A 26,517-nucleotide genomic window follows, 5' to 3' on the forward strand; every position below is an offset into this window, starting at 1 on the left:
CAGATATGACCGCCATTCCCACCATAGATCTTGTTGACGCTTTAGCAACAGAGTATGCAGACAAATCCCCTTCTGAAATTTTAGAACTTGCACTTTCTCAAGAGGGTGAAATCGCAATTTCATTTTCTGGCGCAGAAGATGTTGTTCTGATTGATATGGCACATAATTTAGGCAAGCCATTTCGTGTATTTAGTTTAGATACTGGACGCTTGCATCCTGAAACTTATCAGTTTATCGATACTGTGCGTAAGCACTACGGTATTAAAATTGAGATTTGCTTTCCTGAATCAGAAGCTGTTCAGCAATTGGTCAATGAAAAAGGCTTCTTCAGTTTTTACCAAGACGATCATAAAGAATGTTGTGGTATCCGAAAAGTACAGCCTTTACGTAAAAAACTGGCAACTTTAGATGGTTGGATTACAGGTCAACGTAAAGATCAAAGCCCAGGAACACGTACAGAGATTCCTGTCATTCAAGCTGATGCAGGTTTTTCAGGTGAAGGAAAACAGCTGATCAAATACAATCCTTTGGCGAACTGGTCCAGTGCAGATGTATGGAACTATATCCGCATGATGGAAATTCCTTATAATCCTTTACATGAAAAAGGTTTTATTTCAATCGGTTGTGAGCCATGTACTCGCCCAGTGCTTCCGAATCAGCATGAACGTGAAGGTCGTTGGTGGTGGGAAGAAGCAACGCATAAAGAATGCGGTTTACATGCGGGTAACTTAAAAAAATAATGGTAAAAAAAAAGTCATTAAATTTAATGACTTTTTGTAAACTTTACATTCATCGAAATGCTTGGATTTTATCCCTGAAAAAGTTTTATACTATTTACTCGGTTCTATAATTCTAACAATCTAACACTCATAAATGAGTTGTTGTAGAAATTGCAGTGAGGCAATCCAAGACCATGCGCCCATTACACCCCATTGATTTCATTTTTTTAAATTTAGAAAAAAGACAACAACCGATGCATGTTGGTGGATTGTTCTTATTCCAAATACCTGAACATGCACCATCGACGTTTATACAAGACCTTGTCGCTGATATTCGCAATTCAAAGTCTATTCCAGTTCCACCATTTAACAATCGTCTCAATGGCTTATTTTGGGACGAAGATGAAGAATTTGATATCGACCACCATTTCCGTCATATCGCCTTACCTCATCCCGGGCGTATCCGTGAATTATTGGTTTATATTTCACAAGAACATAGCGCACTGATTGATCGTGCAAAACCGCTTTGGACCTGTCATATCATTGAAGGGATCGAAGGCAATCGTTTTGCCATGTACTTTAAAATCCACCATGCAATGATTGACGGTGTAGCAGGTATGCGTCTTTTAGAAAAGTCTTTCTCTAAAGATGAGCATTCCAAAACCATTGTTCCCCCTTGGTGTGTTGAAGGCAAACGTGCCAAACGTCTTAAAGAAACCAAACTTGGACGAGTCAAAAAAGTTTTTGCCGCGTTAAAGGGGCAAGTCGAAGCAGCACCAAAAGTAACTCAGGAATTATTTCAAACAGTCTTTAAAGAAATGGGGAAAAATCCTGATTATGTTTCAAGCTTTCAAGCCCCGAGCAGTTTATTTAATCAACGAGTAAGCTCTTCGCGTCGTTTTGCAGCCCAATCTTTTGAACTAGATCGTTTTAGAAATATTTCCAAAGCACTGGGTGTAACCATCAATGATGTCGTACTCGCAGTTTGCTCTGGCGCAATCCGTGATTATTTAATTACTCAAGACGCACTTCCTAAGAAACCGCTCATTGCGATGGTGCCTGCTTCTCTTCGTGATGATGATTCAGATATGAGTAACCGTATCACCATGATTTTAGCGAATTTAGGCACGCATAAAGAAGATCCATTAGAACGTTTAGACATCATTCGACGTAGTGTGCAAAATGCAAAGAATCGCTTTAAACGTATGAGTTCAGACCAAATTCTGAACTATAGTGCTTTTGTTTTTGGTGCTGCGGGAATCAACATTGCATCAGGGCTTATGCCTAAGCGTCAGGCGTTTAATGTGATTATTTCTAACGTACCCGGTCCAAGAGAACCACTATATTGGAATGGTGCTAAACTGGATGCCCTTTACCCAGCATCAATTGTGCTAGATGGTCAGGCATTAAATATTACTATGACCAGTTATCTAGATAAGTTGGAAGTGGGTTTAACTGGCTGCCGTAAATCTTTACCGAAGTTGCAAAACCTACTGACACATTTAGAGAATGAGATTCAAAAATTTGAACAACTGATTACACAGAAAAATGTCACGCAAAAAGCTACTGAAAAGGCAGTTGAAAAAAACGAAGATACACAAGTCTATGCACAAGATCTGATTGTTGAGTCCAACACAGTAGAAAAGCCTGCTTAGGCTTTTCTACTCAATCTTCTATTTAGATTTATTTTTGTTCTTAGATTCAATTCACGAAAATTTAATTCTAAAAAAATTAAGGGGCTTATTAATGCCCCTTAATCTTTTACGTTACGACACTTATTGAGTAATTGGTGACAGACGTTTACAACCATGTCTTTGGTAATTTTCACTTCTTGACCATTGTCATCTAACATTACACATGTATTCTTTGGTTGGTTTTCTAATACATGTTTGATACCGCGACTTATTAATTGTTCACTTACGCTCATTTTATGACCTCACTTGCTAAGACTGGTAGGGAGAGAGTCTTTGGCTACCTTTGTAATCTAGTATTGTGAAATCAGCTCAAAAAGTAAAATTTCAGATGTAACAACTGTTTAACGACATCCTGTTACAATTTCAACTTAAAATGATATCGTATTGCTCTTGCGTGTATAAATTTTCAACTTGGAATTTAATCACACGATTAATAAAATGCTCCAAATCCGCGACAGCTGGGGCTTCTGCAGTTAAGAGTCGATCAATCACAGATGGATGACCGATAACAGTAAAGCCACTCTGAGATTCATAAGCTCGTGTATATCTAAGAATTTCTCGAAAAATTTCGTAACACACTGTCTCTGCTGTTTTCACAAATCCACGCCCCTGACAGGTTGGACATGATTCACATAACAAATGTTCCAGTGATTCACGTGTACGTTTACGTGTCATTTCCACCAAACCAAGTTCAGACACTTGGGTAATTTTTGTCTTGGCATGATCACGCTCAAGCATCTTCTCAAACTGGTTCATGACTTCTTCACGATGTACAGCTTCCTGCATATCGATGAAATCAATAATGATAATGCCGCCTAAATTGCGTAAACGTAACTGTCGAGCGATGACTTGGGTGGCTTCCATGTTGGTTTTGAAGACTGTATCTTCAAGCGTACGACCACCCACATAAGAACCTGTGTTGACATCAATCGTGGTCATTGCCTCCGTCTGGTCAATCATCAAATAACCACCAGACTTTAATGCAACCCGAGTTTGTAATGCTTTTTGAATGTCTTCTTCAACATTGTACAAATCAAAAAGTGGGCGCTCTCCTGGATAATGTTGTAAACGACTACCCATACTCGGAACAAACTCAGCGACAAACTCTTGTAACTTGGCATGTATTTCACGAGAGTCAACATAGATCGTGGCAGTATCTTCATTGGCGAGATCACGAATCACCCGTTGAGGTAATGGAAGTTCTTCAAAAATCAGTGAGGGAACTGCAATAATTTTTTGCTTTTTCTGAATAAATTCCCAAAGCTTCGCTAAATAAGCCATATCCTGCGCGATAGATGCTTCATCAATTCCATCAGCTGCAGTACGTACAATAACTGAACCCGGAAGCTTATGCTCTTCTTGAATCCTTTCAATCATTGAACGCAAACGGTCACGTTCTTCTTCAGATTCAATCCGTTGTGATACACCAATATGACTACCATAAGGCATCAAAACCAGATAACGTGAAGGAATAGAAAGATCAGTACTCAGTCGTGCACCTTTAGTGCCTAACATATCTTTCATCACTTGTACTGTTAGAATCTGACCGGGTTGTAAGAGTTCAAAAACATTCGGCGTGGGCTGATGACGTGGCCAAATCATATCATTGATATGTAAAAATGCAGTACGAGACAAGCCAATATCCACAAAAGCAGCTTGCATCCCAGGTAGGACACGCACGACTTTTCCTTTGTAAATATTACCGACCAACCCTCTTTTAACAGTACGCTCAACAAACAGTTCATTGACCGTACCATTTTGAATTAACGCCACACGACACTCCATAGGTGTGACGTTAATCAGTAACTCGTCAGACATAACTCAACTCAAAACATTATAAAAATTCTTTTTTGCAGTTAATTTCGTGCCTCAACTGCATTGATCTAGACGATCAAGTAATTGTATCGTTTCATGTAATGGTAGCCCAACCACATTGCTATAACTACCATTTATCCGTGTCACATATTTCGCAGCAATGCCTTGAATTGCATATCCACCCGCTTTGCCTAGAGGTTCACCTGTTGCCCAATAGTCTTCCATATCTTTGAGACTTAACGCTTGAAACTCAACTTCTGTGCGAACCACGGTACTCAATAATTGATTGGCATTTGCAACACAAACTCCTGTCAGCACCTCATGTTTCCGCCCTGACAATACTCCCCAAATTTCGAAAGCATGCTGTTTGGATGTTGGCTTACCTATAATTTGATCAGCAACAACCAAACTGGTATCCGCAGCAACGATGGTCGCCTCAGGATACAAGCTTAGAACGGCTTGCGCTTTACTTTTTGCCAAACGCGACACATAGTGATCAATCTGCTCATGTTCATTTACAGATTCATCAACATCCGGGCTATGCACGTCAAACGCCAAGCCCAGTTGTAACAACAGTTCTTGACGCCTTGGCGAGCTTGAAGCAAGAATTAAATGCGCCATCTTTTTAATAAATAATAAAGAATTGGCCAGCAAAAAATACTGGAAATCAAAGTTTGCCAATGACGTGTTATCGAAAAATGCGTTCCTGCCATCACTTGCGCCATAAAGGTAAAGGTTAAATGTGCAAGAATCGCCAACATAGTGATCACCCAAAGGTTACTAAATGTCAGCACGCGTCTCTCTCGAATAAAATAACGTGTTAAAAAAGCAATCAGCACATAACTTAATGCATTCATGCCCAAAGGTGCATCTAGCAAAAGATCAGTAAACAGACCCAGCGTAAATGCAAACCAGATACCACACCAAGTTGGCTGACACAGCACCCAAAATAGCATGATTAAAAACATATAAAGTGGACGCCATCCTGCTATTGCATAGGACATCGGATAGACCACCAAAATCGAAGCAATTACGATTGAAACAATGATAATCCATAGCGGATCTTTACGTTGTTTTTCTGATGGTAACTTTTTAGCGATCAACATTTGGCTGCTCCATCGCTAATGAATCCGAGAAAAGTACTACAACGTGATGCCCACCGGCTAACTGTGCAGCTGGAACAACATCAATTTGTGCAAACTCTCCAGTATTATGTCGCATCACTTTAGACACAGCACCGACCAAATAGCCCGCTGGAAAATGCTGACCTAAACCAGAACTATAAACCTTATCACCCACTTTGATGTTGGCACTCGTTGGAACATATTCCATTTTCAAATGCCCTAAATCACCTGTTCCTGTCACGATGGCTCGCATACCTGAGCTTTCAAGTCGTACAGATAAAGAATGTTCTTTATCAGAAAGCAGCATTACACGACTACTATGAGGATAAACGTTGATGATCTGCCCCATGATCCCTTTATCATCTAAAACAGTTTGACCGACTTTAAGATGATTGGCTGAACCACGGTTGATGATAATGATATGACGTAATGGATCAGCATCTGTTCCAATCACTTCCGCAATCTCCATACGTCCATCAATAATTAACGGTGTATCGAGTAATCCTCGTAAACGGGTATTTTCAGCAGAAAGTTCTGAGAGTTTTTGCAGACGAACCTGAGCCTGAAGCAATTCAGCTTGCATCGCAGTGTTTTCGCGACGCAACTGAGCTTCAGATTTTGTTTGTTGATTCAGCCATTCTTTCGACAATACAGGATAACTTGCTAAGGCATAAATTGGATTATATGCCGCATACAAGACCTCTCTTGCAGGTTGAATCACTTGAGGCATGCGCCAGTTAAAGAACAACACTACCAAGCAAGTGATGACCGCAATGATAAAAGAGCGAAAAGATGGCGGTTGTCTTGAAAAGAGATTCGGTTGCACCGCCTCATCCTTAAACTTAATCGAGTATAGTTTAGCCTACAAAAAGCATATCATGGTTTGGATTGTCAAAGAATTCTAAGACTTTTCCACCGCCACGAGTCACACAAGTTAAAGGATCTTCAGCAACAACAACAGGTAAACCTGTCTCTTGGGCAAGTAATTTATCCAGATTACGCAATAATGCTCCACCACCTGTTAAAACTATTCCACGTTCAGCAATATCTGAAGATAATTCTGGTGGAGTTTGTTCAAGTGCAGATTTCACAGCAGATACAATACTTTGTAATGGATCAGCAATCGCTTGCGTGATTTCATCGGAAGTCACTGTAATCGCGCGTGGAACACCTTCAGCAAGGTTACGACCACGAACTTCAATTTCTAAAGTCTTGCCGTCTGCTACTGCCATTCCAACTTCTTTTTTGATGGTCTCAGCAGTCGTTTCACCAATTACACAACCATGTGCTTTACGTACATAATTAATAATTTGTTCATCAAACACATCACCGCCGATACGTAAAGAATCTGCGTATACACACCCTTGTAGGGAAATGATGGCAATTTCAGTTGTACCGCCACCAACGTCAACGACCATAGAACCGCATGCTTGCTCTACAGGCATACCCGCACCGATCGCAGCAGCCATAGGCTCTTCAATCAAACGTACATCACGGGCACCAGCATTGAATACAGCTTCACGAATCGCACGGCGCTCTACCAAAGTTGATTTACACGGTACACAAACCACAACACGAGGCGCAGGTGGGAATAGGCGTTTTTCATGCACTTTACCAATAAATTGATTTAACATGGTTTCAGTGACTTCGAAATCAGCAATAACACCATCCTTCATCGGACGGATTGCAGAAATATTGGCTGGGGTACGACCAAGCATTTGCTTAGCATCTAAACCCACAGCTGCAACAATTTTCTGCGAACCACTGTGACGAATCGCCACAACTGTCGGTTCGTTTAATATAATGCCCCTTCCTGGTGCATAAATAAGTGTATTTGCAGTACCTAAATCAATGGCTAGATCTGGCGAAAACAAGCCAATTAGTCGTTTTAGAATCACGGGTCGTTCTCAGTTTAAACTTTATATGGACGCAAGATGGCAACTTTAACTAAATGTGATGATTTGAACAAGTCAATCGCTTATTATAACGCACGATATTTTGAATTTTTTTAAAACTGATTAGGTGAGACATCATGTCAAGTTCAGATGTTCAGCATTCTGCAGAATTAAATGCACAAACTGTATCGCAAATCGCCAATCTTGCTCGATTGTCGCTGAATGATACGCAATCTGCTGAATATGCTCAAAGTTTAAATAAAATCTTAGGGATGATGGAGACCTTAAAAGCGATCAATACCGATGGTGTTGAGCCACTTAAGAGCCCATTCGATCATCCACAACCACTTCGTCCAGATGTTGTATCGGAAAGCAACCATCGTGAAGAATATCAAGCCATTGCTCCTGCAGTTCAGGATGGTTTGTACCTTGTTCCGAGAGTGATTGAATAATATTTGATCAGTTAAACTTATTTTTAAAAATTAATCGTAAAGAATTGTACTCATGACTGATTTACACCGTTTATCGATTCGTGAAATGGCAGAAGGTTTAAAATCTGCACAATTTTCATCTCGCGAGTTGACTCAACATTATTTAGACCGTATTGCGAAACTTGATGATCGTGTTAATTCGTATGTAACGGTTACTCCCGAATATGCTTTGGCTCAAGCTGATGCTGCTGACAATTTATTAAAAAATGGCACGGCGGGTACTTTGGCTGGAGTTCCGCTGGCACATAAAGATATTTTCTGTACTCAAGGAATTAAAACTTCTGCGGGTTCAAAAATGTTGGATAATTTTATTTCACCTTATGATGCGACTGTTGTAGCCAAAGCAAAAGCCGCTGGTTTAGTGACGTTGGGTAAAGTGAACATGGACGAGTTTGCCATGGGCTCTACCTCTGAAAGTTCATTTTATGGTGCGACGAAAAACCCATGGAATTTAGAACATGTTCCGGGTGGTTCTTCTGGTGGTTCTGCTGCAGTTGTTGCCGCTGATCTTGCACCTTTTGCAACGGGCACAGATACAGGGGGATCTATTCGTCAACCTGCATCATTCTGTGGTTTGACAGGTCTAAAACCAACTTATGGTCGTGTCTCTCGTTTCGGGATGATTGCTTTCGCATCATCATTAGATCAAGGTGGACCTATGGCACGTTCTGCTGAAGACTGTGCCTTTCTCATGAACACCATCGCAGGTCATGATGCAAAAGATTCAACATCAATCAACAAAGAAGTAGATGACTATGTTGCAAACTTAAATGCAACAGCAGTGAAAGGCTTGCGTATTGGTATTCCAAAACAATACTTCAATGTTCAAGGTTTAGATGCTGAGGTCAAAGCACGTGTTGAAGAGTCGTTAAAAACATTGGAAAACATGGGTGCCATTTTGGTTGAGATTGATCTCAACATGACTGAAGCTTATGTACCGACCTATTATCTGATTGCGCCTGCTGAAGCATCTTCAAACTTGTCACGTTATGATGGTGTTCGTTATGGCTATCGTTGTGAAAATCCAAAAGATATTTTAGATTTACATAAACGCTCTCGCTCTGAGGCATTTGGTGCTGAAGTGCAACGTCGTATTTTGATTGGGACTTATGCCCTTTCAGCGGGTTATTACGATGCTTATTATGTAAAAGCACAAAAAGTACGTCGTCTCATTCAACAAGACTTCTTAACTGCATTTGAAAATGTTGATGTAATTGCTGCACCTTCTGCACCAACCACAGCTTACAAAATTGGCGCAAACCTCAGTCCAACAGAAATGTATTTAGGCGATATTTATACGCTTGCTGTAAACTTGGCAGGTTTACCAGCCATCAATGCACCTGTTGGTTTTGACAAAGACAGCTTACCTGTAGGCTTACAGCTCATTGGTAACTACTGGTCAGAATCACAACTGTTGTCGATTGTTCATCAATATCAACAAAACACGGACTGGCATACCAAACGTGCGGCAATTGCTGAGGAGAATGCATAATGACTGAAGCTCAAAAATTAGCACCTTCAAAGTTGATTGACGGATGGGAAGTTGTTATCGGGATTGAGATTCACACTCAGCTTGCAACTCAGTCTAAAATTTTCTCAGGTTCTTCGACTGAATTTGGTCAAGATCCAAATACCCAAGCCAGCCTTGTTGATTTGGCGATGCCGGGTGTATTGCCAGTACTCAACCAAGCAGTGGTTGATCTTGCGATTCGTTTTGGTTTGGGTATTGATGCCTATATCGATCAAGCATCGGTATTTGCACGTAAGAACTACTTTTACCCAGACTCTCCAAAAGGCTACCAAATCAGCCAGATGGACAATCCTATCGTTGGGCTAGGTCATATCGACATTCAGCTTGAAGATGGCACAGTCAAGCGTATAGGCGTAACTCGTGCACATTTGGAAGAGGATGCAGGTAAATCAATCCACGATCAATTTGAAGGCATGTCTGGTATCGACTTAAACCGTGCTGGTACACCTTTACTTGAAATTGTCTCTGAACCTGATATGCGTTCAGTTGAAGAAGCTGTTGCTTATATCAAATCTATTCACACTTTGGTGCGTTGGTTAGGAATTTCTGACGGTAACATGGCTGAAGGTTCATTCCGTGCTGACTGTAACGTGTCATTACGTCGTCCGGGACAACCATTTGGTACACGTTGTGAGTTAAAAAACCTCAACTCATTCCGTTTTATCGAACAAGCCATCAATGTTGAAATCCAACGTCAAATGGACATCTTGGAAGAAGGTGGTTCAATTGATCAGGAAACGCGTTTGTTCGATCCAAATAAAATGGAAACACGTTCAATGCGTTCTAAGGAAGAAGCCAACGACTATCGTTACTTCCCTGACCCTGATTTGTTGCCTGTGATCATTGCGGATGAACAGATCGAGGCGGCACGTGCGGCTCTTCCTGAGTTACCGAAAGCACGTCGTGCACGTTTTATCGCAGATTTCGCTGTGACTGAATATGATGCACATGTATTAACACTTTCTCGTGAATTAGCAGACTTCTATGAAGCGGTTGTTGCAGCTTCTGGTGGCGCAGCTCAAGGTAAAGTTGCGGCAAACTGGGTGATGGGTGAGTTCTCAGGTGCTTTAAATAAAGCTGGCTTAGAGTTAGCTGACTCTCCTGTTTCTGCTGAACAGTTAGGCGGTATGATCGCACGTATTGTCGACAACACGATTAGCGGTAAGATTGCCAAGCAAGTCTTTGGCTTTATGTGGGAAGAAGGCAAAACTGCCGATACCATTATTGCTGAAAAAGGCTTGAAACAGGAAACTGATACAGGTGCCATTGAAGCTATTATCAAAGAAGTACTTGCTGCCAATGAAAAAATGGTTGAAGAGTATAAATCTGGTAAAGAGAAAGCATTTAACGGTCTAGTCGGTCAAGTGATGAAAGCTTCTCGTGGTAAAGCCAACCCTGCTCAAGTTAATGAATTAATGAAAAAATTACTAGATTAAGTTGCTTTAATCTTAGAAAAGAACCCGCTTTAGAGCGGGTTTTCTTTTTTTAAAGCATTGGTATGTTTAGCTTTAAAAAAATTGGCATATATTCAAATCTATTGTTTTCTCAATTTTTCCTGTAGCAAAGTACCATCACTCCACAAAAAAACTCGGTGAAACAACACTTATTTCAGCAAATTTATAATCTTTAATATTTCTCATCACGATTTTGCGGCAACCAAAACTCAACGCAGATAAATATTGAATTGCATCTTTAGAATCAGAAAACTTAGACACTAACGCTTGAGAAATCCCAACATGATCAACAGGGATGATCACCAAAAATTTTAAAAGTTGTTGAATAAAAAGACGAGCTTTTTCATCACCCCCAACTTACGCAAAATATAGTAGATATTGGCAATACTGTCCGAAGAAACGCACCCTGTAAATTACCCTTTCTCACACAGCGTTAAAACAATTTGACTTGCCTGAACAAAAGGCTGACGCGCTAAAGCCACATCCAAAATCACATCAGAATCAATAAATATCCGCTCGCTCATTTATGTTTTTCCATACAAGCTTCATAAAGCAGTGTCTTATAATCCTGCCCTTGGTCTTGATCGGCAAACATACCGATTAAGCTTCCAGTAATAGGTGCTTGAATATTACTGGAAGTTTCAATGTGTGCTGAAATACGATCTAAATAAGCTTCAACCAAACTCGAAACACTCTGCTCATGTTCCTGAGCATAAAGTTTCGCGCGTTCAATCACTTTTTTATTTATAGATAAGGTCAATTTCGCTTGCATAAGATTTTACCTCATGCGTATCATTTAATTAATCATACGTATTGGTTGAATTTTGACAATTAAATCTTAACCAATCTATAAAACAATTGATACGATCATAGGACTTATTTTTTATTTCAGAAAGCAAAAATCTCTTGTAGTCAATGCGTTGAAAAGCTCATTCATTAAATGTAATTTCTAGATCAATAAAATCAATGCGATAAATCTATTGTTTAATCTTATAAAGCTTTCACTGCCATGCCTTATATCTACTGCTGATTATTTACTCTTAAACCAATAATCCCATTTCTCTTGATCAACGCCAAACTTTCCTTGCCACCATCTTGTAGGGTAATTCACATCATCATTTCTAATAGGGCGATGTACCCTTTCAGGATAAGTCACATATTGGTCTACATAGCCAAAATGTTCATCATCATGCAAAATTCCAATCACACCAAAAATTTCTAAAAGCCCCAAACGCTCTTCATCATTTGATTTAACAGCTTGAGCAATACTCTTCTTCAATTGCGCTATTCTGTCATTGGGTTGTGCATGCTCAATAATTGATTTGAGTTGGTTGAGAATACTGAAATCTACCTCACTTGGTTTAACAACAGGAAGTCTAGGAAACTGCTCTAAATCGAATAGAACTGAAATCAAATTCACTGTACAGCTTCCATGTTTGTATTTGAAATAATTCATCGTATTAAATTCAATCAGATCTTCAAATTCAAATCGATGTAGACCGCACACAGCACAGATTGTTGAATTCGGCTCTGGGCTCGCTACAAAATCATGTTCGATCAAACTTTTGCCAATACAATAACTTGATAAAAAGGAACGATATTCTAATTGTCTAGTACTGAGGCTATAGATAAATGCATTTACGACATCGTGCTTTTCAATATGATCAACTGCATTTTTGATTCTTGTGCAAATCTCATTATGGCTTATTTTCTCTGGTTCAAACATGACTGAATGACTTTTTGCGTATTCAAATTCATCATCCGTAATAAATTTCATATACCTGTCCCAATAAAACCAATTTTCTAAGCATTCATCCTGTGAGTGCTTCATGGCTTTAAGTAAAATCTTGACTGCTTTCTTATCCATAGGTCTGGGTCTATTGTTAAAAATTTTAATTTAATATTTGGAAAATGAAACGCTTTAGCCTGCTCTACGCTCAGGTTCACGTTGATGAATAAAAACTGTATATGTATCCGCTGGATGAATCACTTGAGCATGATGCAAAGCATGGGCAATATTCCCCCGATGGTATGTGCCATGATTGATGATATGAAAAAGAATTTCTTCTATTGAAAGAGAGCCTGTTTTTTTATCGATAAATTGAAAATGCACAATTTCAGCAAGTTGATCTGATTGAATATTTTCTACAAATTCAATCCACCACGCATGAGAATGTTCAATCCGTTGTTGTAACTCATCAAATGTAGGTAAAACTTCAGTATTGGTCTGTGTATGTAACGCTTTTTTATGTTCTAGTCGGGCTCGAAATAACTCTTCGACAATGATCATATGATTGAATTGCTGCTTGGCAAATTGATAATCATCTAAATATTTTTCTTGATCGATCTGTGCAATGGCTTTGAATAAGCGTTGATCTGACCATTGTTTATAAAGAAACAGTTTTACAAAATCCATTCCATTGACCTAGCGCATTCTTACAATTCAATCATCAAGATAGCATGTAAATAGTTTAAAAAACTAATCTTTCAATAAGGTGCAAGCAACTATCATTTATGGGCATAAAATCAGTTTAAGTTTAATTTTTTTTGTGGATACCCCTCTACCCTCCTTAATCATAAATAAGAAAGAGTCAGGGGATAGCATTACAATTTTTAATTCATATAGTGAACAAAACGCACTTTGCTAAAGATGCTTAGAAAGATGGTTTATTGACGAATCGTACCCAATTTATTCCAAATATCTGGAGTTAAAAATGTCATGACCAGTTTGTTTAAGTCGACATAGCGTAGTACACCCTGTAACTGTTTCTTCACCTCAGGGTTTTTAACAATATCTTCTCCTGTACTACGCCCTAATTCTTGAAAACTATCACCAACAGCTTGTAAGCCTTCAGTTTGAATAACAGCTTTGGCTTGTGCAGAACACTGTTCAACAATAACACGTTGTAAAACCTGAGCGAATTTCTGATCAAGTTGGGTTCTTTGAGCATCACTGACATTACTTAATGCTTTTAAGTCAGGATGAGCTGATAAGGCGGCAAAAGTCCATTGCAATACAGTGGTCTTATCTGTCGCAGTTGTCGCTTTGACTAAACAATCGCTCAGTTGGTCGACTGTAGGCCCTGCAACAGCAAATTGTGTAGTTCCCATCAATGCACTAGCGATCAACACAGTGCGTCCAAGTTTTGAGAACTGATTTGAAATAAGGGAAAGAGCTGGGCGTGACATGGGAAAATTTCCAATTGAAGACTGATCCAGTTTTAACATAAATGATGAATCAGCACTTTTGTGACTCTGTAACTTGACCGAGTTCTCATTTTCAAGCAAGACACTAAAGTTTTTCCCAGTCTACTGGTTCTTCTGTTCGTTTGTTGCTGAATATTTTTTCGATACATGCTTTTCAATGTCTTTTTTTAGAAATTGATCATTATCTAAAAAAATTTACATGAATGTGATTAGAATACACTGCAAACATCATGTGAAAATTAAAAACAAAACTTTATGTCAATGTTGTACATCACACTCTCAGGTATAGGTATTATTTTCTCGATTTGGCTGTACATGCTGATTTTTTGTAAGCATCCTCCAAGAATCAGCATAAGCAAACTCCAACAGTGCTGGCTATTGCATAAACATAAACCTTTTATAAGGATATTTGATTATATCTTTAAAAAAATCAGTGCAATGTTTAAATGGGTCTTTCGCATCTTAAAAAAACTGGGGAGTTTTATAAAAGAATTTATTGTTGAGGTTATTTTTCAACTGATCATTCGCTCAATTTTCAATCTCATCAAAGCAATATTTCATTTGCTTGCAAGAATCTTAGACTAATTGAGGTTTGAATCAATGCCACTGAGCTACTACGACCAAGTCATTATCACTTCATTTGTTTTAACATATGTTTCGCAACAGCATGATTTTGGTTGGTGGATAAATTCTGCAAAATCCGTTTAGCTCGATCTTGCGGATTAGAGAACCGTTGATTATAACTCGGTACATTGGTTAAACATCTTGCCACCAAAACACCTGATTCTGCATAGACATTGATTCCACTTGCTCCATGTAAACGCCCATAATTATAGGCGCGTTCAGCATTATTACAGGCATTAATCTGATTTTGTCCACGTCCTAAATCTTTACGTGCAGCGCTATATAATTGCATTTGCTGTGCTTGTGGTGTGGTCACTACTTTTTCAGTTTGCGGTTTTTCTTTCACTTCCTCCACAATCTGCGTAACTGGTTTCTTTTCCTCGATCGGTTTTATAGGAGCAGTTTTCACGGCAATATTTACAGGTGTATTTTTTGAATTATTGGCTTTTATTTCAGTACTTTTAGCAGGATGATTTTTTGCTTTCTTTTCTTGCTGGGCATTTGTGACATTGGATTTAGTGTTATACAGTTTTTTTAATTCATCCAGAGATATAATTTTGGTTTGCAAGATAACAGCACGGGTTTCACTCTGCTCTAGCTTTCGTTCAGATAACGGTTCAATTGAAACATACCATTGTTGACCATTCGTTTCGACACAGTGATATGCACCAACTCCTTGTTTTACACTGCTATAGGTATTCAATAATTTCTTTGTCCATACATCTTTGACCAGATTCATCGTACTGGTTTGAACTTGGCTAAAACGCCCACCTTTAGCAACACAATAACTGTTTAAATAAGTTTTCGGTGTCAATGACTGCACCGTTTGATGACCTTGTTTAGGTCCCCAATCATAAACATATTCTTTAGATGACCGTTGATTATCATTGATATTTTTCTTATCAATCATTTCTTGCGGAGACGCATATTGTTTAAATGTATCAGATGTTGAAGTATTAATGCTTGTACAAGCCTGTAGTAAACAACCAGCCCCAGCAAACCACAAGAATGCTTTTAAATTCACCTAACATTTCTCAATTGTATTTTTTTAACAAAATAGCGTAATCAATCCAAAATAACAAACTTATTCTATTGAATTTATTCACTATTTATCCGAATAAAATGATAAAAAAATCACAAAAAAATGAATTAGGGATAATCAATTAATTTAAAGTCAGAAAAGCTCAACCTAAACAGCGATTTTCAAAAGGTAATAATGAGCCAGTAATAGAGATGAGAATGAAAAACCTACCAAACCATCAACAAGCTTGGCAGGTTTTTTTTGGTATTACCAAATAGTGACACGTTTATTTGCAGGCAAATACATTTTATCTCCCTGTTTAAGATGGAATGCATCATAAAATGGTGCTTGATTCAGCAAAGTTGCATTGCCACGCACTTTATCTGGCGAATGTGGATCTCTTTTTAGGAATTCCACTTGCATCGCATCAGTGATTTTTGAACGCCATGCTTGAGCCCAACCGATATAGAAACGCTGTTCACCGGTTAAATTGTCTAATACTGGTGCAGGCTGACCATTTAAGGACAATTGATAGGCTTTATAGGCGATCGCCAAGCCAGAATTATCGGCTATGTTTTCACCCAAAGTTAATTCACCATTAACATGGTAGCCTTTGATCGGTTCATAGGCATTGTATTGAGCCACCAGTGCATTGGTTTTTTCTTTAAATTTTCGATGATCTTCGGCAGTCCACCAATTCTTCATATTGCCCAACTCATCAAATTGACTGCCTTGGTCATCGAAACCGTGACTGATTTCATGACCAATAATTGCACCAATCGCACCGTAGTTGACTGCATCATCAGCATTCATATCAAAAAATGGAGGTTGCAAAATAGCTGCAGGGAAAACAATTTCATTTAAAGAAGCATTGTAATACGCATTTATCGTTTGTGGTGTCATTCCCCATTCATCACGATCAACCGGTTTGCCCAATTTATTCAACGCATATTGATGTTCAAACTCACGTGAACGAATCACATTACCAATCAAATCATCATTTTTTATGTCCAAGGCTGAGTAATCACGCCATTTGTTTGGATACCCGATTTTCACCGCAAAACTTGCCAGCTTTTTCTGTGCTTGGACTTTGGTTGCTGGACTCATCCAATCCAATTGTTCAATACTTTGTGAATAGGCTTTCATCAGGTTTTGAACCAGTAATTCCATGCGTTGCTTTTTCTCAGCAGAAAAATATTTTTTCACATAGATCTGTCCGAGACTTTCACCCAAAGTACCTTCGACCAATTGCACACCACGCTTCCAACGCGGTTTTTGTTCTTTGATTTCTCGGAGTTGATTGCTATAGAAATCAAAACTGTTATCTACAAAAGCTTTACTGAGTAAAGGTGAAAAATCACTCACCAAATGGAACTTGAAATAAGCTTTCCAAGCATCCAACGATGTATTGTCAACAATTGGGCTCAAACCTTTAAAATAACTCGGTTGAATCACTTGTATGGTTTTAATTTTATCTGCCAATTCTTGTTTTTCTAAATAGGTTTTCCAATCAATTTTTGGACTAAGTTTGGCTAAGTCTTCAACCTTATAAATATTGTAGAGTTTGGTTACATCACGATTTTGGACATTACTCCACTGTATTTTCGCGATCTGCGTTTCTAATTTTAAAATGGCTTGAGCATGTTGTGCAGCTTGAGTATCACCCGCCAATTTTAGCGTTTTCTCGATATAGCTTAAATATTGTGAACGTACCTTTTTAAATTTTGCATCATTTTTTAAGTAATAATCACGATCAGGCAAACCTAAACCACTTTGTCCCATCATTGCAATCATTTGTGTAGAGTTTTTCATGTCTTGATCAACACCAACATCAAACGGGCTGGTGACACCGATTCTTGAAAAATGTGCGGCTAATTGGGCAATATCTTTTTTATTTTTAAGGGCATCAACATTTTCGATTTCAGCTTGAATCGGTTGAATACCTAATGTTTCTATACGCTTTTCATCCATAAAATTAGCATATAGGGTCGCAACTTTTTGTTCAGAACTTCCATTAACCAACTGTTGTTTAGACAATTCATCGACGATATCGTGCAATTGTTTTAATGATTCTTCATGCAAAATATCAAATGTGCCCCAACGAGATTTATCTGCTGGAATTTCCGTATTTTTTATCCAGCCACCATTCACATGTTGATAAAAATCATCACTGCCTTTTACAGTTTGATCAAAATATTGATGGTCAATCCCCGATTTTTTCTGATCTTTTACAGTGGTAGGCGTCATTTGAACTGCTGTCGCTACTGTTTCTGCCCATAAAACTGTAGAGGACAACATCATTGCTGATACTAAAACATTTTTTACAAATTTGAGTTTCAAAAGCCTATCCTCAATTTTAATTTTAACGCTTGAATTTAAAAAGATAATACTAATCCCGAGCTCAACTTTTATGTGTAGCAAAAATGCAATGATTGCGTTAATTTTTTAATTTCGCTTAGCTTACCGATACATATGCTCGATAGAGTCATTGTCAGATAGGACTTACGAATATCTGTTCTAAAAACGCCCTGCTTTAAATACAAAAAATGATGTCATTAATCCAGTAAATTTAAAATATGTTTTAAACGTACATTTTCAGTATCTTGTTGATACACCGCATAAATCGGTGCAATACAAGTGGTATCTGCTTGTAATGCTTTATAAACGATCTGCTTATTCCAAAAATTGCGAATCGCTTCTGGAACAATAGATAAGCCAATCCCTGCAGCGATCAAATTTAAACTTGAGGTTAAGCGAGGTGCTTCTTGGACAATTCTTGGACTAAAACCCGCCTGATAACAACATGCCAAAATATTGTCAAATAAATCCTGCCCCGCCAAACGACGATATAGTACAAAGTCATAGGGTTCTAAATCCAACAGATGAATCACATCACCCTGTAAAGCTAAAGGATGATTACTCGGCAAAGCAACAATCAATGGCTCATCCAAGACATGTAAGCTTTTTAACCCCAAGTTTATCGGCGCGGGTTTACGTAAAAATACGATGTCATTTTTTTCATTAATAATTGAATCAATCAATGAACTACTGGCATCTTCTTCTAAATGAATGGATACAGCAGGAAAATTCTCACGGAAATTCCGTAACAATGCAGGTAAAAATGAATGCAAACCGACTGAATTGGTGAAACCGATATTGATCTGCCCTTCCAATCCTTTCGAGATATTCTGCACACGTTTAGGAATCGCTTGGGCATGTGCAAGGATCGTGACTGCTTCTTGATAGAGTGCTTTACCTGCTTCAGTTGCCTCGACTCCACGAGGTAATCGCTTTAATAATTGGGTATCTAATTCATCTTCCAGACTTTTGATTATGCGTGTTAATGGTGGTTGTTGCATATTCAAACGTACGGCTGCACGAGAAATATTACTTTCCTCAACCACAGCAACAAAAGCATTGAGTTTATGAATATCAATCATGTGGCTCCCTCCATATAAAAATGTATCAAGCGAATAATGCGTCATGTTGTAGAAAACAATTCAATACAACCATACTTTTTAGGTATGAATAACAGCAAAAATAGCATTTTTAATTATAACTCAACAAGCAGATAATCACATTCAATCCACTCAGCACAGCAAATTGAAGAGGTCTAAATGAATAGTGAAGCAATGCCAATGGAGCAAGCCATTGAAACACCGAATTGCAAAGCATTATTTTTAGGCTTTATGAAGCTTGGCTTAATGGGGTTCGGTGGTGTACTACCACTGGCTCATCGTTTAATTGTTGAAGATCAAAAATGGCTAACCGCTGAAAAATTTACAGACTTGCTTGGGGTCTGCCAAATTCTACCCGGCGGCAATATTGTCAATATGGCTGTCGCGATTGGTTATGATTTTGCTGGTGTTAAAGGTGCATTCAGTGCGGTATTCGGATTGATGTTGGCACCCACATTGATTGTGATTTCACTGTATCAAATGTATGTCAATTTCCAAGATATTGTCCTCGTTCGCCACATGATCCAAGGTTTAGCGGCTGCAGCAGCAGGTTTACTGTTTGCCACAGGCTTTAAAATGTTGAAACCAATCATGAAAAGTAAACTGACTTATTTCACCATCTTGCTGACCATTATTTTCATGTTGCTGATCAAACTGCCTTTGGCATTGACGTTGTTGATTTTAGTCACTGTGAATATGGCTGTTTTAGCCTTTAAACAACGTAGATTCACTCAGGAGTAAAACAAAATGTATGTCCTTATCGCACTCACTTTAGTTTTTACTCAATTGTCTTTACTGGCATTTGGCGGTGGTAATGCCATTTTGCCAGAAATGCAGCATCAAGTTGTTGTGGTTCATCAATGGATGACCGCTGAACAATTCAGTTCTATGTTTGCTATGGCACAGGCTGCGCCTGGTCCAAATATGGTGATTGTGCCTTTAGTCGGCTGGCATGTTGCAGGACCGATGGGATTGCTTGTTACATCTTTTGCCAAATTCGGACCTTCTTCAATTATCACTGTCTATGCACTGAAATTTTGGAATAATTTTAAAAGCCATCCATTACGTGCGAGATTTGAAAAAGCATTAAAGCCCACTACTGTAGGTTTAGTGCTTGTCAGTGCATGGATTATTGCTCAGGCATCTGCACAAAATATTTTACTGATTGCAATCGTTGTCCTGACTATAGTACTTAGTGTGTTTAAAAATGTTCATCCAGTTTGGTTAATGTTGATTGGTGCAGGAACAGGTGTACTGATTCTGTAGTCACGTTATTATTAGGTTTAACTGTCTTCAATTTAACTTGGAAATCTCGACTTCTTTAAAATGCAACGTTTATAAAACACATCGCGAATAAAACCCAAATCCCCTTTAAAGAGGATTTGGCGAATGAATTGAATGCAAATTACTGCTGGTTTTCTAGATCTCGTTCACGACAAGAAAGTTCATAATATTGTGCTTTTGGCAGTTGTTTCAGCTTGTAATAATAGTAGTCTGTACTGCTTCGATCCATTTCAGTCAATGAACATTGATTGGCTTTTGCAAATTGAGTTAATTGTTTTAAATCTGTATTTTTTGCGACAAGTGCTCCCCAACCCTCACTTACACAACACCCAGCGTATTGAGACATATACTCATCTGAAACCAAAACGACGCTTTGTCCCATAAAATTTAGGGGTTTCTTAAGTCGATAGACATCATTGTAATCATATCTAGAAACTTCTGCCTTTTTATTGATTAGTCCATCTTTGAACATTTTCTTAAAGCTTGGAAATTGTGAAGATGCCTCCCCCATTCCCCGATACACTGTTTGTTGCGTCGCAGCATGATTTACTGTTGCTGCAAGCACTAAACCAATACCCAAAAGATACTTTTTCATATTTTTCCTTTTTAATCCTGTATTCATCACTTTTAAAATAAGTCGGCGACTTCTTCCTGTTGTGGATTGAGCTTCAAGCGTTATTTTCTCAAGCTGAAAAGTCTTGCTTTAGAATAAGAAATTTACATATCTATTGATTACAACGTTCTGAATAAAATTAAGACTAAAGCCGTATAAATTCAACTTAAAACTGCAATCTGAGCATGTTATTTTACCTGAAAGGATAACTATTTTTTGAACAGCAGGTGAAAAAATGTCTAAAAAAATTTTGATGTTAGTCGGTGATTATGCTGAAGATTATGAAACCATGGTTCCTTTCCAATTCCTTACAGGCTTAGGTTATACAGTCCATGCGGTCTGCCCAGATAAGAAAAATGGTGACAGTATAGCCACGGCAATCCATGATTTTGAAGGTGAACAAACCTATAGTGAAAAACGTGGTCATAACTTTGCAATTAACTATGATTTTGACCAAGTTGATGTGCAAAATTATATCGGCTTGGTAATTCCTGGTGGTCGTGCGCCTGAGTATTTGCGAATGAATGCACGTGTTGTTGAAATTGTGCGTGAATTCGATACTGTAAAGAAACCGATTGCCGCAGTCTGTCATGGCGCACAACTACTGGCTGCTGCTGATGTATTAAAAGGTCGTCTATGTTCTGCCTACCCTGCTTGTGCCGCTGAAGTTAAACTGGCAGGTGGTCAATATGCAGATATAGCTGTTACTGAAGCCGTGACTGATGGTCATTTGGTGACTGCGCCTGCATGGCCTGCACATCCTGCTTGGTTAGCCCAATTTGTTAAAGTTCTTGGTGCTAACATCACTTTGTAAACATGAAAAGCTAGATTTTGCATACACATCAAAATCTAGCTTAATCTTGATCAATATTCTTTAGATTACATATAAATACATTAAATTGAACCTTTTTAATTTAAATTTCAGCCTCAGGTCTTCATTTATGTCATGATGAATGAATGAATTTTTAGTCAAACAACAGGTTAATTTAAAAAATGGAAATCATTGAATTACTTCAACCCGTTACATTAACGAAAGAAAATTTACGCCCGATCACCATTGAAGCAGGAACCTTATTAAAAGTCCTCATGGTCAATCCATCTTCTTATCTGGTTGGTGATGAATCGGGAACATCTTTTTTAATCAATTTTGATGAAGAAAATCTGCAATGGAAAAAAATTTAAAGCATTGATCAATGGTTTAAAAATGAATTGCACTATTTCATTCAAACTTGAAGTGTTAAATGGAAGCGTTCTAAGCACATGTATTCCAAATCCAGAATATAAGAACGTTTCCATGCAGTAGTTGCATAGATTGAGACCATTTACAGATTCATTTTTAAGCTAATGTTTTCTTGCTCAAAAACCTCTCTCACACATGCAAGTATGTTCGGCACATAACTACTTTGATCCATATTTCGAACTGATAGCGAAATTGGACTATAGGCTTCCAAATCTAAAATAGGCACATAAACTAAATTCTTCATCCCAATATCACTGGCACTTTCAGGAATCAAACAAATCCCCTCGCCTGATGCGACCAAGCCTAAAGCCATATGAATTTCACGCACTTCAACCATATTTTTGGGTACCAATCCCAGTTCAGTAAAAATCGACTGAATTAAGGTAGAGAAATTGGGTTTTTGAGTTGCGGGATAAGAGAAAATCGTTTCATGAGTAATTTGTGATAAATAAACACCTTGGTCGATATATTCAGCGAGATGATCATTTTTATGTACAGCCAATTTCAGCTTTTCTTCACGGAGTACAATGCGTTTAATCGCAGGATCACTAATTCTTAAACGACCAAAACCTAAGTCAATTTTACCTTGCTTTAATGCTTCAATTTGGTCTTTGGTCCCACATTCAATTAATTCCACTTCAATATCAGGATGACGTTGACGAAACAAGTAAATGATTTGGGGTAACAGCGCATATAAAAGTGAACTGACATAACCGATACGTACAATTTTATTGACTGCACTAATCCGTTTTGCCATAGATGCCGCTTGAGCAGTATGGGTTAAAATTTGTACTGCATGTTGATAAAAAAACTGCCCTGCTTCCGTTGTTCTTACAGGTCTCGAACCACGTTCAAATAATAGGATGCCCAGTTCTTGTTCAAGATTTTGAATCTGTCGGCTCAGGGGCGGTTGCGCAATACATAATTTTTCAGCCGCTTTGGTAATACTTTGCTCTTCAACCACAGTCACAAAGTAACGAAGATGTCTTAATTCCATTTTATCTATCTCGCACCAAAATATACTTTTTAAGTATCTAAAAATACCAAATCCAGCCTAGTTAAAGATATTACATTAATTTAGGGTATATAAATAGATTAATACTTAAGAAATTCGCAGTATGTATAAGTCCATAGAAACACTGTTAGTCGAGATCCCGACAATACGCCCTCATAAGATGGCGGTTGCGACGATGCAAACACAAACTTTGGTGCTGATTAAAATCACGACTGAAGATGGTTTTGTTGGCTGGGGTGAAGCAACCACAATAGGTGGTTTAGGTTATGGTGAAGAAAGTCCTGAAAGTGTTCAAACCAATATTGACACTTATTTTGCACCTTTACTCAAGACTTTGTCTGGATTGAATATTGCACAAACCATGCAAGTGATTCAGCGTAATATCAATGGTAACCGTTTTGCAAAATGTGCCATTCAAACTGCTTTATTGGATATTCAATCTCAACGTTTGGGAATTCCTGTCAGTGAATTATTAGGTGGGCGTTTACGCGACAGTATTTCAGTATTGTGGGTATTGGCTTCTGGCGATACCGAAAAAGATATTGCTGAAGCCAAGAAAATGATTACCGCAAAACGTCATAACATTTTCAAATTAAAAATTGGGTCGCGACCTTTAGAGCAAGATATTGAACATGTGTTGGCCATTAAACAAGCATTGGGCAGTGAGATTTCAATTCGAGTCGATGTCAACCGAGCATGGTCTGAATTAACCGCAATTAAAGGCATCAAAATGCTTCAAGATGGCGGGGTTGATTTGATCGAACAACCTTGTGCAATTCAAAATATTGATGCTATGCAACGCTTAACGCGAAAGTTTGATATTGCGATTATGGCAGATGAGTCCTTGATGGGACCACAAAGTGCTTATGAACTGGCGAAATGCAATGCAGCATCCGTTTTTGCAGTAAAAGTCGCTCAATCAGGTGGCTTAATTGAAGCATGTGAAGTTGGAAAGTTAGCCAATCTAGCGGGAATCGATCTCTATGGCGGCACCATGCTGGAAGGACCTGTAGGTACGATCGCCTCAGCCCATGTTTTTTCAACATTCAGTAACTTGGCTTATGGCACTGAACTATTTGGTCCATTGCTGCTCACAGAACAAATTTTAAAAAAACCACTTCAATATGAAAATTTTGAGCTGAAAATTCCGACAGCTTCTGGGTTAGGTATTGAACTGGATGAAGACAAAATTGACAAGCTACGTCGTAAATAATTCAAGGAGTTCCCATGCTTTACCAAGTCAGAATGGATGTAAATATCCCACTGGATATGCCTGCTGAAAAAGCCAATGAAATTAAAGCTGTTGAAAAGGCATATTCACAAGATTTACAACGACAAGGCAAGTGGCGTCATATTTGGCGCATTACAGGACAGTATTCAAACATCAGTATTTTTGATGTTGAGAGCAACGAAGAACTGCATAGCATTTTACAAGGTCTTCCACTGTACCCTTACATGAATATTGAAGTGATGGCTTTAAATCGTCATCCATCATCTGTGCGTGAAGATGACAGTTAAACTGTATTGATCATTTTTTTATCACCGTAATTAACAAGGACTGTGGTGAGCAATGGAGCAAGCAAAGCTGTTGGTTTAAATATTTCATCAATCAACCATGAGTAAGCAAAGCAAGCCACGTAACACCTTTCATACTTCAGGAGAATCAGTATGAACCGCCAAGAAATAGATAAATTAGTTCAACAAATGAATGTAGACACTGCAACAGGTGAAGTGAATCCACGTGTTCAGCAAATTGTCGTTCGTTTACTCGGAGATTTATTCCAAGCTATTGAAGACTTGGATATATCTCAAACTGAACTTTGGAAAGGTTTAGAATACTTTACCGATGCTGGTCAAGCCAACGAGCTTGGTCTGTTGGCAGCAGGATTAGGCTTAGAACACTATTTAGATTTACGTGCTGATGAAGCAGATGCGAAAGCTGGTATTACAGGCGGAACACCACGCACGATCGAAGGTCCATTATATGTTGCAGGTGCACCTGAATCCGTGGGCTTTGCCCGTATGGATGATGGTTCTGAATCAGATCATGTTGATACCCTGTTTATCGAGGGGAAAGTCACAGATGCAGATGGCAACATTATTGAAGGTGCCAAAGTTGAAGTTTGGCATGCCAATAGTCTAGGCAATTATTCTTTCTTTGATAAATCTCAATCTGATTTTAATTTACGTCGTAGTATTTTAACTGATGCCAATGGTCAGTATGTCGCGCAAACCACCATGCCCGTGGGTTATGGCTGTCCACCCGAAGGTACGACACAAGCGCTACTCAATTTGCTGGGACGTCATGGAAATCGCCCATCGCATGTTCACTATTTTGTCTCTGCACCAGGTTATCGCAAACTCACCACTCAATTTAATATTGAAGGTGACAAGTACCTATGGGATGACTTTGCATTTGCTACACGTGAAGGTTTAGTTGCTACTGCTGAAGATGTCACTGATGAAGCTGAACTTGCTCGTCGTGGTGTTAACAAACCATTCAAACACATTACTTTCAATGTTGAATTAGTAAAAGAAAAAGTAGATGCACCAACGACTGAAGTAGATCGTCGCCGTGCAAGTGCTTAATTAGAAATTTTTTATGCGTTAGGTCGTGAGATAACAGCGTTTATCTCATGACCTGTTTTAGATCGCTATGCATAAATATGTTCTGACTCATTTATGCATAGCAATTTGGAAACATAGACAAAGGTTAAGTCTTATGATTGATAAAAGTTCTTTATCCATGGTGGAAGTCCTATCAAAAATCAAGGATGGTTCAACCATTATGATTGGCGGCTTTGGAACGGCAGGACAACCCGCAGAACTAATTGATGGATTGATTGAGCTTGGCGTCAAAGACTTGGTCATTGTCAACAACAATGCAGGCAATGGCGATTATGGTTTGGCAAAACTCCTCAAATCAGGGGCTGTACGTAAGATCATCTGTTCATTCCCGCGCCAGTCTGATTCATGGGTATTTGATGAACTCTATCATGCAGGCAAGATTGAATTAGAACTTGTTCCTCAAGGAAACTTGGCATGCCGCATTCAAGCAGCGGGAATGGGTTTAGGGGCAGTATTCACACCAACAGGTTTTGGTACATTGCTTGCCGAAGGAAAAGAAACCCGCCATATCGACGGAAAAGACTATGTGCTTGAGTATCCAATCAAAGCTGATTTTGCTTTGATCAAAGCCCATCAAGGCGATCGTTGGGGCAATCTGGTCTATCGTAAATCTGCACGAAACTTTGGACCGATTATGGCGATGGCGGCGGATGTCACCATTGCACAGGTTTCTGAAATCGCAGAACTCGGTCAACTTGATCCTG

General features: G+C 38.7%; 28 protein-coding genes. 13 read left to right on the forward strand and 15 right to left on the reverse strand.

The features are described from left to right. The first annotated feature begins 5 nt into the window (after positions 1 to 5). The gene (locus ACINWC743_RS17320) at positions 6 to 740 is read left to right on the forward strand and encodes a phosphoadenylyl-sulfate reductase (RefSeq protein WP_009586347.1); all 735 of its coding nucleotides are present in this window, start codon (positions 6 to 8) and stop codon (positions 738 to 740) included. 173 nt (positions 741 to 913) lie between these two features. Then, complete coding sequence (locus tag ACINWC743_RS17325) at positions 914 to 2,374, forward strand: WS/DGAT/MGAT family O-acyltransferase (RefSeq protein ID WP_009586308.1); 1,461 nt, start codon at positions 914 to 916, stop codon at positions 2,372 to 2,374. A 98-nt stretch (positions 2,375 to 2,472) separates the two neighbouring features. Here ACINWC743_RS17325 and ACINWC743_RS24550 read toward each other — a convergent pair whose 3' ends face one another. The 6 genes from ACINWC743_RS24550 to ACINWC743_RS17350 form a co-directional block, all read right to left on the reverse strand. Next, entirely contained in the window at positions 2,473 to 2,646 is a 174-nt protein-coding gene (locus ACINWC743_RS24550) for a PA1571 family protein (RefSeq protein ID WP_004829508.1), read from the reverse strand. A gap of 130 nt (positions 2,647 to 2,776) precedes the next feature. After that, complete coding sequence (gene rng / locus ACINWC743_RS17330) at positions 2,777 to 4,231, reverse strand: ribonuclease G (protein WP_004829509.1); 1,455 nt, start codon at positions 4,229 to 4,231, stop codon at positions 2,777 to 2,779. Positions 4,232 to 4,282: 51 nt separating this feature from the next. Continuing rightward, positions 4,283 to 4,849: a Maf family nucleotide pyrophosphatase gene (locus tag ACINWC743_RS17335; protein ID WP_035301359.1), complete on the reverse strand. Its 567-nt coding sequence runs from the start codon at positions 4,847 to 4,849 to the stop codon at positions 4,283 to 4,285. Next, positions 4,837 to 5,334: a rod shape-determining protein MreD gene (gene mreD / locus ACINWC743_RS17340; RefSeq protein WP_004829511.1), complete on the reverse strand. Its 498-nt coding sequence runs from the start codon at positions 5,332 to 5,334 to the stop codon at positions 4,837 to 4,839. The genes ACINWC743_RS17335 and mreD overlap by 13 nt, the downstream gene beginning before the upstream one ends. Continuing rightward, positions 5,321 to 6,178 (reverse strand): rod shape-determining protein MreC, encoded by an 858-nt coding sequence (gene mreC / locus ACINWC743_RS17345; protein ID WP_004829512.1) that lies wholly within the window; start codon positions 6,176 to 6,178, stop codon positions 5,321 to 5,323. The genes mreD and mreC overlap by 14 nt, the downstream gene beginning before the upstream one ends. 31 nt (positions 6,179 to 6,209) lie before the next feature. Continuing rightward, on the reverse strand, positions 6,210 to 7,250 hold the full coding sequence (locus ACINWC743_RS17350) for a rod shape-determining protein (protein ID WP_005033052.1): 1,041 nt from the start codon (positions 7,248 to 7,250) through the stop codon (positions 6,210 to 6,212). Between the two features lie 134 nt (positions 7,251 to 7,384). Between ACINWC743_RS17350 and gatC the strand changes: the two genes are divergently transcribed. Genes gatC through gatB form a run of 3 tightly spaced genes read left to right on the forward strand, consistent with a single transcriptional unit; the run spans position 7,385 to position 10,705 of the window. Then, on the forward strand, positions 7,385 to 7,699 hold the full coding sequence (gene gatC, locus ACINWC743_RS17355) for an Asp-tRNA(Asn)/Glu-tRNA(Gln) amidotransferase subunit GatC (protein ID WP_004829513.1): 315 nt from the start codon (positions 7,385 to 7,387) through the stop codon (positions 7,697 to 7,699). Positions 7,700 to 7,751: 52 nt separating this feature from the next. Then, positions 7,752 to 9,230, forward strand: coding sequence for an Asp-tRNA(Asn)/Glu-tRNA(Gln) amidotransferase subunit GatA (gatA, locus tag ACINWC743_RS17360; RefSeq protein ID WP_009586353.1), 1,479 nt, complete (start codon positions 7,752 to 7,754; stop codon positions 9,228 to 9,230). Further along, a complete protein-coding gene (gene gatB, locus ACINWC743_RS17365) occupies positions 9,230 to 10,705 on the forward strand; it encodes an Asp-tRNA(Asn)/Glu-tRNA(Gln) amidotransferase subunit GatB (protein WP_009586329.1) in 1,476 nt (491 codons plus the stop codon). Before gatA ends, gatB begins: the two co-directional genes overlap by 1 nt. Positions 10,706 to 11,243: 538 nt before the next feature. Here the strand turns inward: gatB and ACINWC743_RS17375 are convergent. The 7 genes from ACINWC743_RS17375 to ACINWC743_RS17410 all read right to left on the reverse strand — a co-directional run bounded on the left by ACINWC743_RS17375 (position 11,244) and on the right by ACINWC743_RS17410 (position 19,015). Further along, positions 11,244 to 11,495, reverse strand: a complete 252-nt coding sequence (locus ACINWC743_RS17375; RefSeq protein ID WP_009586309.1) for a DUF6364 family protein — start codon at positions 11,493 to 11,495, stop codon at positions 11,244 to 11,246. A gap of 258 nt (positions 11,496 to 11,753) precedes the next feature. Further along, the gene (locus ACINWC743_RS17380) at positions 11,754 to 12,590 is read right to left on the reverse strand and encodes a hypothetical protein (RefSeq protein WP_009586359.1); all 837 of its coding nucleotides are present in this window, start codon (positions 12,588 to 12,590) and stop codon (positions 11,754 to 11,756) included. Positions 12,591 to 12,644: 54 nt separating this feature from the next. Continuing rightward, entirely contained in the window at positions 12,645 to 13,139 is a 495-nt protein-coding gene (locus tag ACINWC743_RS17385; protein WP_009586342.1) for a DinB family protein, read from the reverse strand. 251 nt (positions 13,140 to 13,390) lie between these two features. Further along, positions 13,391 to 13,912 (reverse strand): hypothetical protein, encoded by a 522-nt coding sequence (locus ACINWC743_RS17390; RefSeq protein WP_035301361.1) that lies wholly within the window; start codon positions 13,910 to 13,912, stop codon positions 13,391 to 13,393. A 649-nt stretch (positions 13,913 to 14,561) separates the two neighbouring features. Continuing rightward, complete coding sequence (locus tag ACINWC743_RS17400) at positions 14,562 to 15,578, reverse strand: hypothetical protein (protein WP_009586340.1); 1,017 nt, start codon at positions 15,576 to 15,578, stop codon at positions 14,562 to 14,564. A 264-nt stretch (positions 15,579 to 15,842) separates the two neighbouring features. Next, positions 15,843 to 17,915: a M13 family metallopeptidase gene (locus ACINWC743_RS17405; protein ID WP_005033073.1), complete on the reverse strand. Its 2,073-nt coding sequence runs from the start codon at positions 17,913 to 17,915 to the stop codon at positions 15,843 to 15,845. 215 nt (positions 17,916 to 18,130) lie between these two features. Beyond that, complete coding sequence (locus tag ACINWC743_RS17410; protein ID WP_009586336.1) at positions 18,131 to 19,015, reverse strand: LysR family transcriptional regulator; 885 nt, start codon at positions 19,013 to 19,015, stop codon at positions 18,131 to 18,133. A 177-nt stretch (positions 19,016 to 19,192) separates the two neighbouring features. On the opposite strand from ACINWC743_RS17410, the gene ACINWC743_RS17415 reads away from it, so the two are divergent. Both ACINWC743_RS17415 and ACINWC743_RS17420 read left to right on the forward strand, forming a co-directional pair. Then, positions 19,193 to 19,774, forward strand: a complete 582-nt coding sequence (locus ACINWC743_RS17415; protein WP_009586330.1) for a chromate transporter — start codon at positions 19,193 to 19,195, stop codon at positions 19,772 to 19,774. Positions 19,775 to 19,780: 6 nt separating this feature from the next. Beyond that, positions 19,781 to 20,299: a chromate transporter gene (locus ACINWC743_RS17420; RefSeq protein WP_009586322.1), complete on the forward strand. Its 519-nt coding sequence runs from the start codon at positions 19,781 to 19,783 to the stop codon at positions 20,297 to 20,299. 139 nt (positions 20,300 to 20,438) lie between these two features. Here ACINWC743_RS17420 and ACINWC743_RS17425 read toward each other — a convergent pair whose 3' ends face one another. Beyond that, on the reverse strand, positions 20,439 to 20,912 hold the full coding sequence (locus tag ACINWC743_RS17425; RefSeq protein WP_009586349.1) for a hypothetical protein: 474 nt from the start codon (positions 20,910 to 20,912) through the stop codon (positions 20,439 to 20,441). A 253-nt stretch (positions 20,913 to 21,165) separates the two neighbouring features. On the opposite strand from ACINWC743_RS17425, the gene ACINWC743_RS17430 reads away from it, so the two are divergent. Together ACINWC743_RS17430 and ACINWC743_RS17435 are read left to right on the forward strand one after the other, a co-directional pair. Further along, positions 21,166 to 21,744 carry a DJ-1/PfpI family protein gene (locus ACINWC743_RS17430; RefSeq protein ID WP_009586334.1) on the forward strand — a complete coding sequence of 193 codons (579 nt, stop codon included), beginning with the start codon at positions 21,166 to 21,168 and terminating at the stop codon, positions 21,742 to 21,744. Between the two features lie 179 nt (positions 21,745 to 21,923). Beyond that, positions 21,924 to 22,112: a hypothetical protein gene (locus tag ACINWC743_RS17435; protein ID WP_004829530.1), complete on the forward strand. Its 189-nt coding sequence runs from the start codon at positions 21,924 to 21,926 to the stop codon at positions 22,110 to 22,112. Positions 22,113 to 22,252: 140 nt separating this feature from the next. On the opposite strand, the gene catM is transcribed toward ACINWC743_RS17435, so the two are convergent. Next, a complete protein-coding gene (catM, locus tag ACINWC743_RS17440; protein WP_009586366.1) occupies positions 22,253 to 23,167 on the reverse strand; it encodes a cis,cis-muconate-binding transcription regulator CatM in 915 nt (304 codons plus the stop codon). A gap of 121 nt (positions 23,168 to 23,288) precedes the next feature. Between catM and ACINWC743_RS17445 the strand changes: the two genes are divergently transcribed. The 4 genes from ACINWC743_RS17445 to ACINWC743_RS17460 all read left to right on the forward strand — a co-directional run. After that, on the forward strand, positions 23,289 to 24,398 hold the full coding sequence (locus ACINWC743_RS17445) for a muconate/chloromuconate family cycloisomerase (RefSeq protein WP_035301364.1): 1,110 nt from the start codon (positions 23,289 to 23,291) through the stop codon (positions 24,396 to 24,398). 14 nt (positions 24,399 to 24,412) lie between these two features. Beyond that, positions 24,413 to 24,703, forward strand: coding sequence for a muconolactone Delta-isomerase (gene catC / locus ACINWC743_RS17450; RefSeq protein WP_005033095.1), 291 nt, complete (start codon positions 24,413 to 24,415; stop codon positions 24,701 to 24,703). Between the two features lie 150 nt (positions 24,704 to 24,853). Beyond that, entirely contained in the window at positions 24,854 to 25,774 is a 921-nt protein-coding gene (gene catA, locus ACINWC743_RS17455) for a catechol 1,2-dioxygenase (protein WP_005033098.1), read from the forward strand. 133 nt (positions 25,775 to 25,907) lie between these two features. Continuing rightward, positions 25,908 to 26,517, forward strand: a 610-nt coding sequence (locus tag ACINWC743_RS17460; RefSeq protein WP_009586344.1) for a 3-oxoacid CoA-transferase subunit A, incomplete at its 3' end; no start/stop codon positions are given.

Source organism: Acinetobacter sp. WC-743, assembly GCF_000335555.1.
Taxonomy (GTDB): domain Bacteria; phylum Pseudomonadota; class Gammaproteobacteria; order Pseudomonadales; family Moraxellaceae; genus Acinetobacter; species Acinetobacter bereziniae.

Excerpts from the sequence above, each read along its gene's own strand:
- ACINWC743_RS17375 (WP_009586309.1), bottom strand. The coding sequence starts at position 11,495 with ATGCAAGCGAAATTGACCTTATCTATAAATAAAAAAGTGATTGAACGC.
- ACINWC743_RS17415 (WP_009586330.1), top strand. The coding sequence starts at position 19,193 with ATGAATAGTGAAGCAATGCCAATGGAGCAAGCCATTGAAACACCGAAT.
- gatB (WP_009586329.1), top strand. The coding sequence starts at position 9,230 with ATGACTGAAGCTCAAAAATTAGCACCTTCAAAGTTGATTGACGGATGG.
- ACINWC743_RS17320 (WP_009586347.1), top strand. The coding sequence starts at position 6 with ATGACCGCCATTCCCACCATAGATCTTGTTGACGCTTTAGCAACAGAG.
- gatC (WP_004829513.1), top strand. The coding sequence starts at position 7,385 with ATGTCAAGTTCAGATGTTCAGCATTCTGCAGAATTAAATGCACAAACT.
- ACINWC743_RS24550 (WP_004829508.1), bottom strand. The coding sequence starts at position 2,646 with ATGAGCGTAAGTGAACAATTAATAAGTCGCGGTATCAAACATGTATTA.
- ACINWC743_RS17390 (WP_035301361.1), bottom strand. The coding sequence starts at position 13,912 with ATGTCACGCCCAGCTCTTTCCCTTATTTCAAATCAGTTCTCAAAACTT.
- catM (WP_009586366.1), bottom strand. The coding sequence starts at position 23,167 with ATGGAATTAAGACATCTTCGTTACTTTGTGACTGTGGTTGAAGAGCAA.
- catC (WP_005033095.1), top strand. The coding sequence starts at position 24,413 with ATGCTTTACCAAGTCAGAATGGATGTAAATATCCCACTGGATATGCCT.
- gatA (WP_009586353.1), top strand. The coding sequence starts at position 7,752 with ATGACTGATTTACACCGTTTATCGATTCGTGAAATGGCAGAAGGTTTA.
- rng (WP_004829509.1), bottom strand. The coding sequence starts at position 4,231 with ATGTCTGACGAGTTACTGATTAACGTCACACCTATGGAGTGTCGTGTG.
- ACINWC743_RS17385 (WP_009586342.1), bottom strand. The coding sequence starts at position 13,139 with ATGGATTTTGTAAAACTGTTTCTTTATAAACAATGGTCAGATCAACGC.
- mreD (WP_004829511.1), bottom strand. The coding sequence starts at position 5,334 with ATGTTGATCGCTAAAAAGTTACCATCAGAAAAACAACGTAAAGATCCG.
- ACINWC743_RS17335 (WP_035301359.1), bottom strand. The coding sequence starts at position 4,849 with ATGGCGCATTTAATTCTTGCTTCAAGCTCGCCAAGGCGTCAAGAACTG.
- catA (WP_005033098.1), top strand. The coding sequence starts at position 24,854 with ATGAACCGCCAAGAAATAGATAAATTAGTTCAACAAATGAATGTAGAC.
- ACINWC743_RS17420 (WP_009586322.1), top strand. The coding sequence starts at position 19,781 with ATGTATGTCCTTATCGCACTCACTTTAGTTTTTACTCAATTGTCTTTA.
- ACINWC743_RS17445 (WP_035301364.1), top strand. The coding sequence starts at position 23,289 with ATGTATAAGTCCATAGAAACACTGTTAGTCGAGATCCCGACAATACGC.
- ACINWC743_RS17325 (WP_009586308.1), top strand. The coding sequence starts at position 914 with ATGCGCCCATTACACCCCATTGATTTCATTTTTTTAAATTTAGAAAAA.
- ACINWC743_RS17410 (WP_009586336.1), bottom strand. The coding sequence starts at position 19,015 with ATGATTGATATTCATAAACTCAATGCTTTTGTTGCTGTGGTTGAGGAA.
- ACINWC743_RS17380 (WP_009586359.1), bottom strand. The coding sequence starts at position 12,590 with ATGGATAAGAAAGCAGTCAAGATTTTACTTAAAGCCATGAAGCACTCA.
- ACINWC743_RS17435 (WP_004829530.1), top strand. The coding sequence starts at position 21,924 with ATGGAAATCATTGAATTACTTCAACCCGTTACATTAACGAAAGAAAAT.
- ACINWC743_RS17425 (WP_009586349.1), bottom strand. The coding sequence starts at position 20,912 with ATGAAAAAGTATCTTTTGGGTATTGGTTTAGTGCTTGCAGCAACAGTA.
- ACINWC743_RS17430 (WP_009586334.1), top strand. The coding sequence starts at position 21,166 with ATGTCTAAAAAAATTTTGATGTTAGTCGGTGATTATGCTGAAGATTAT.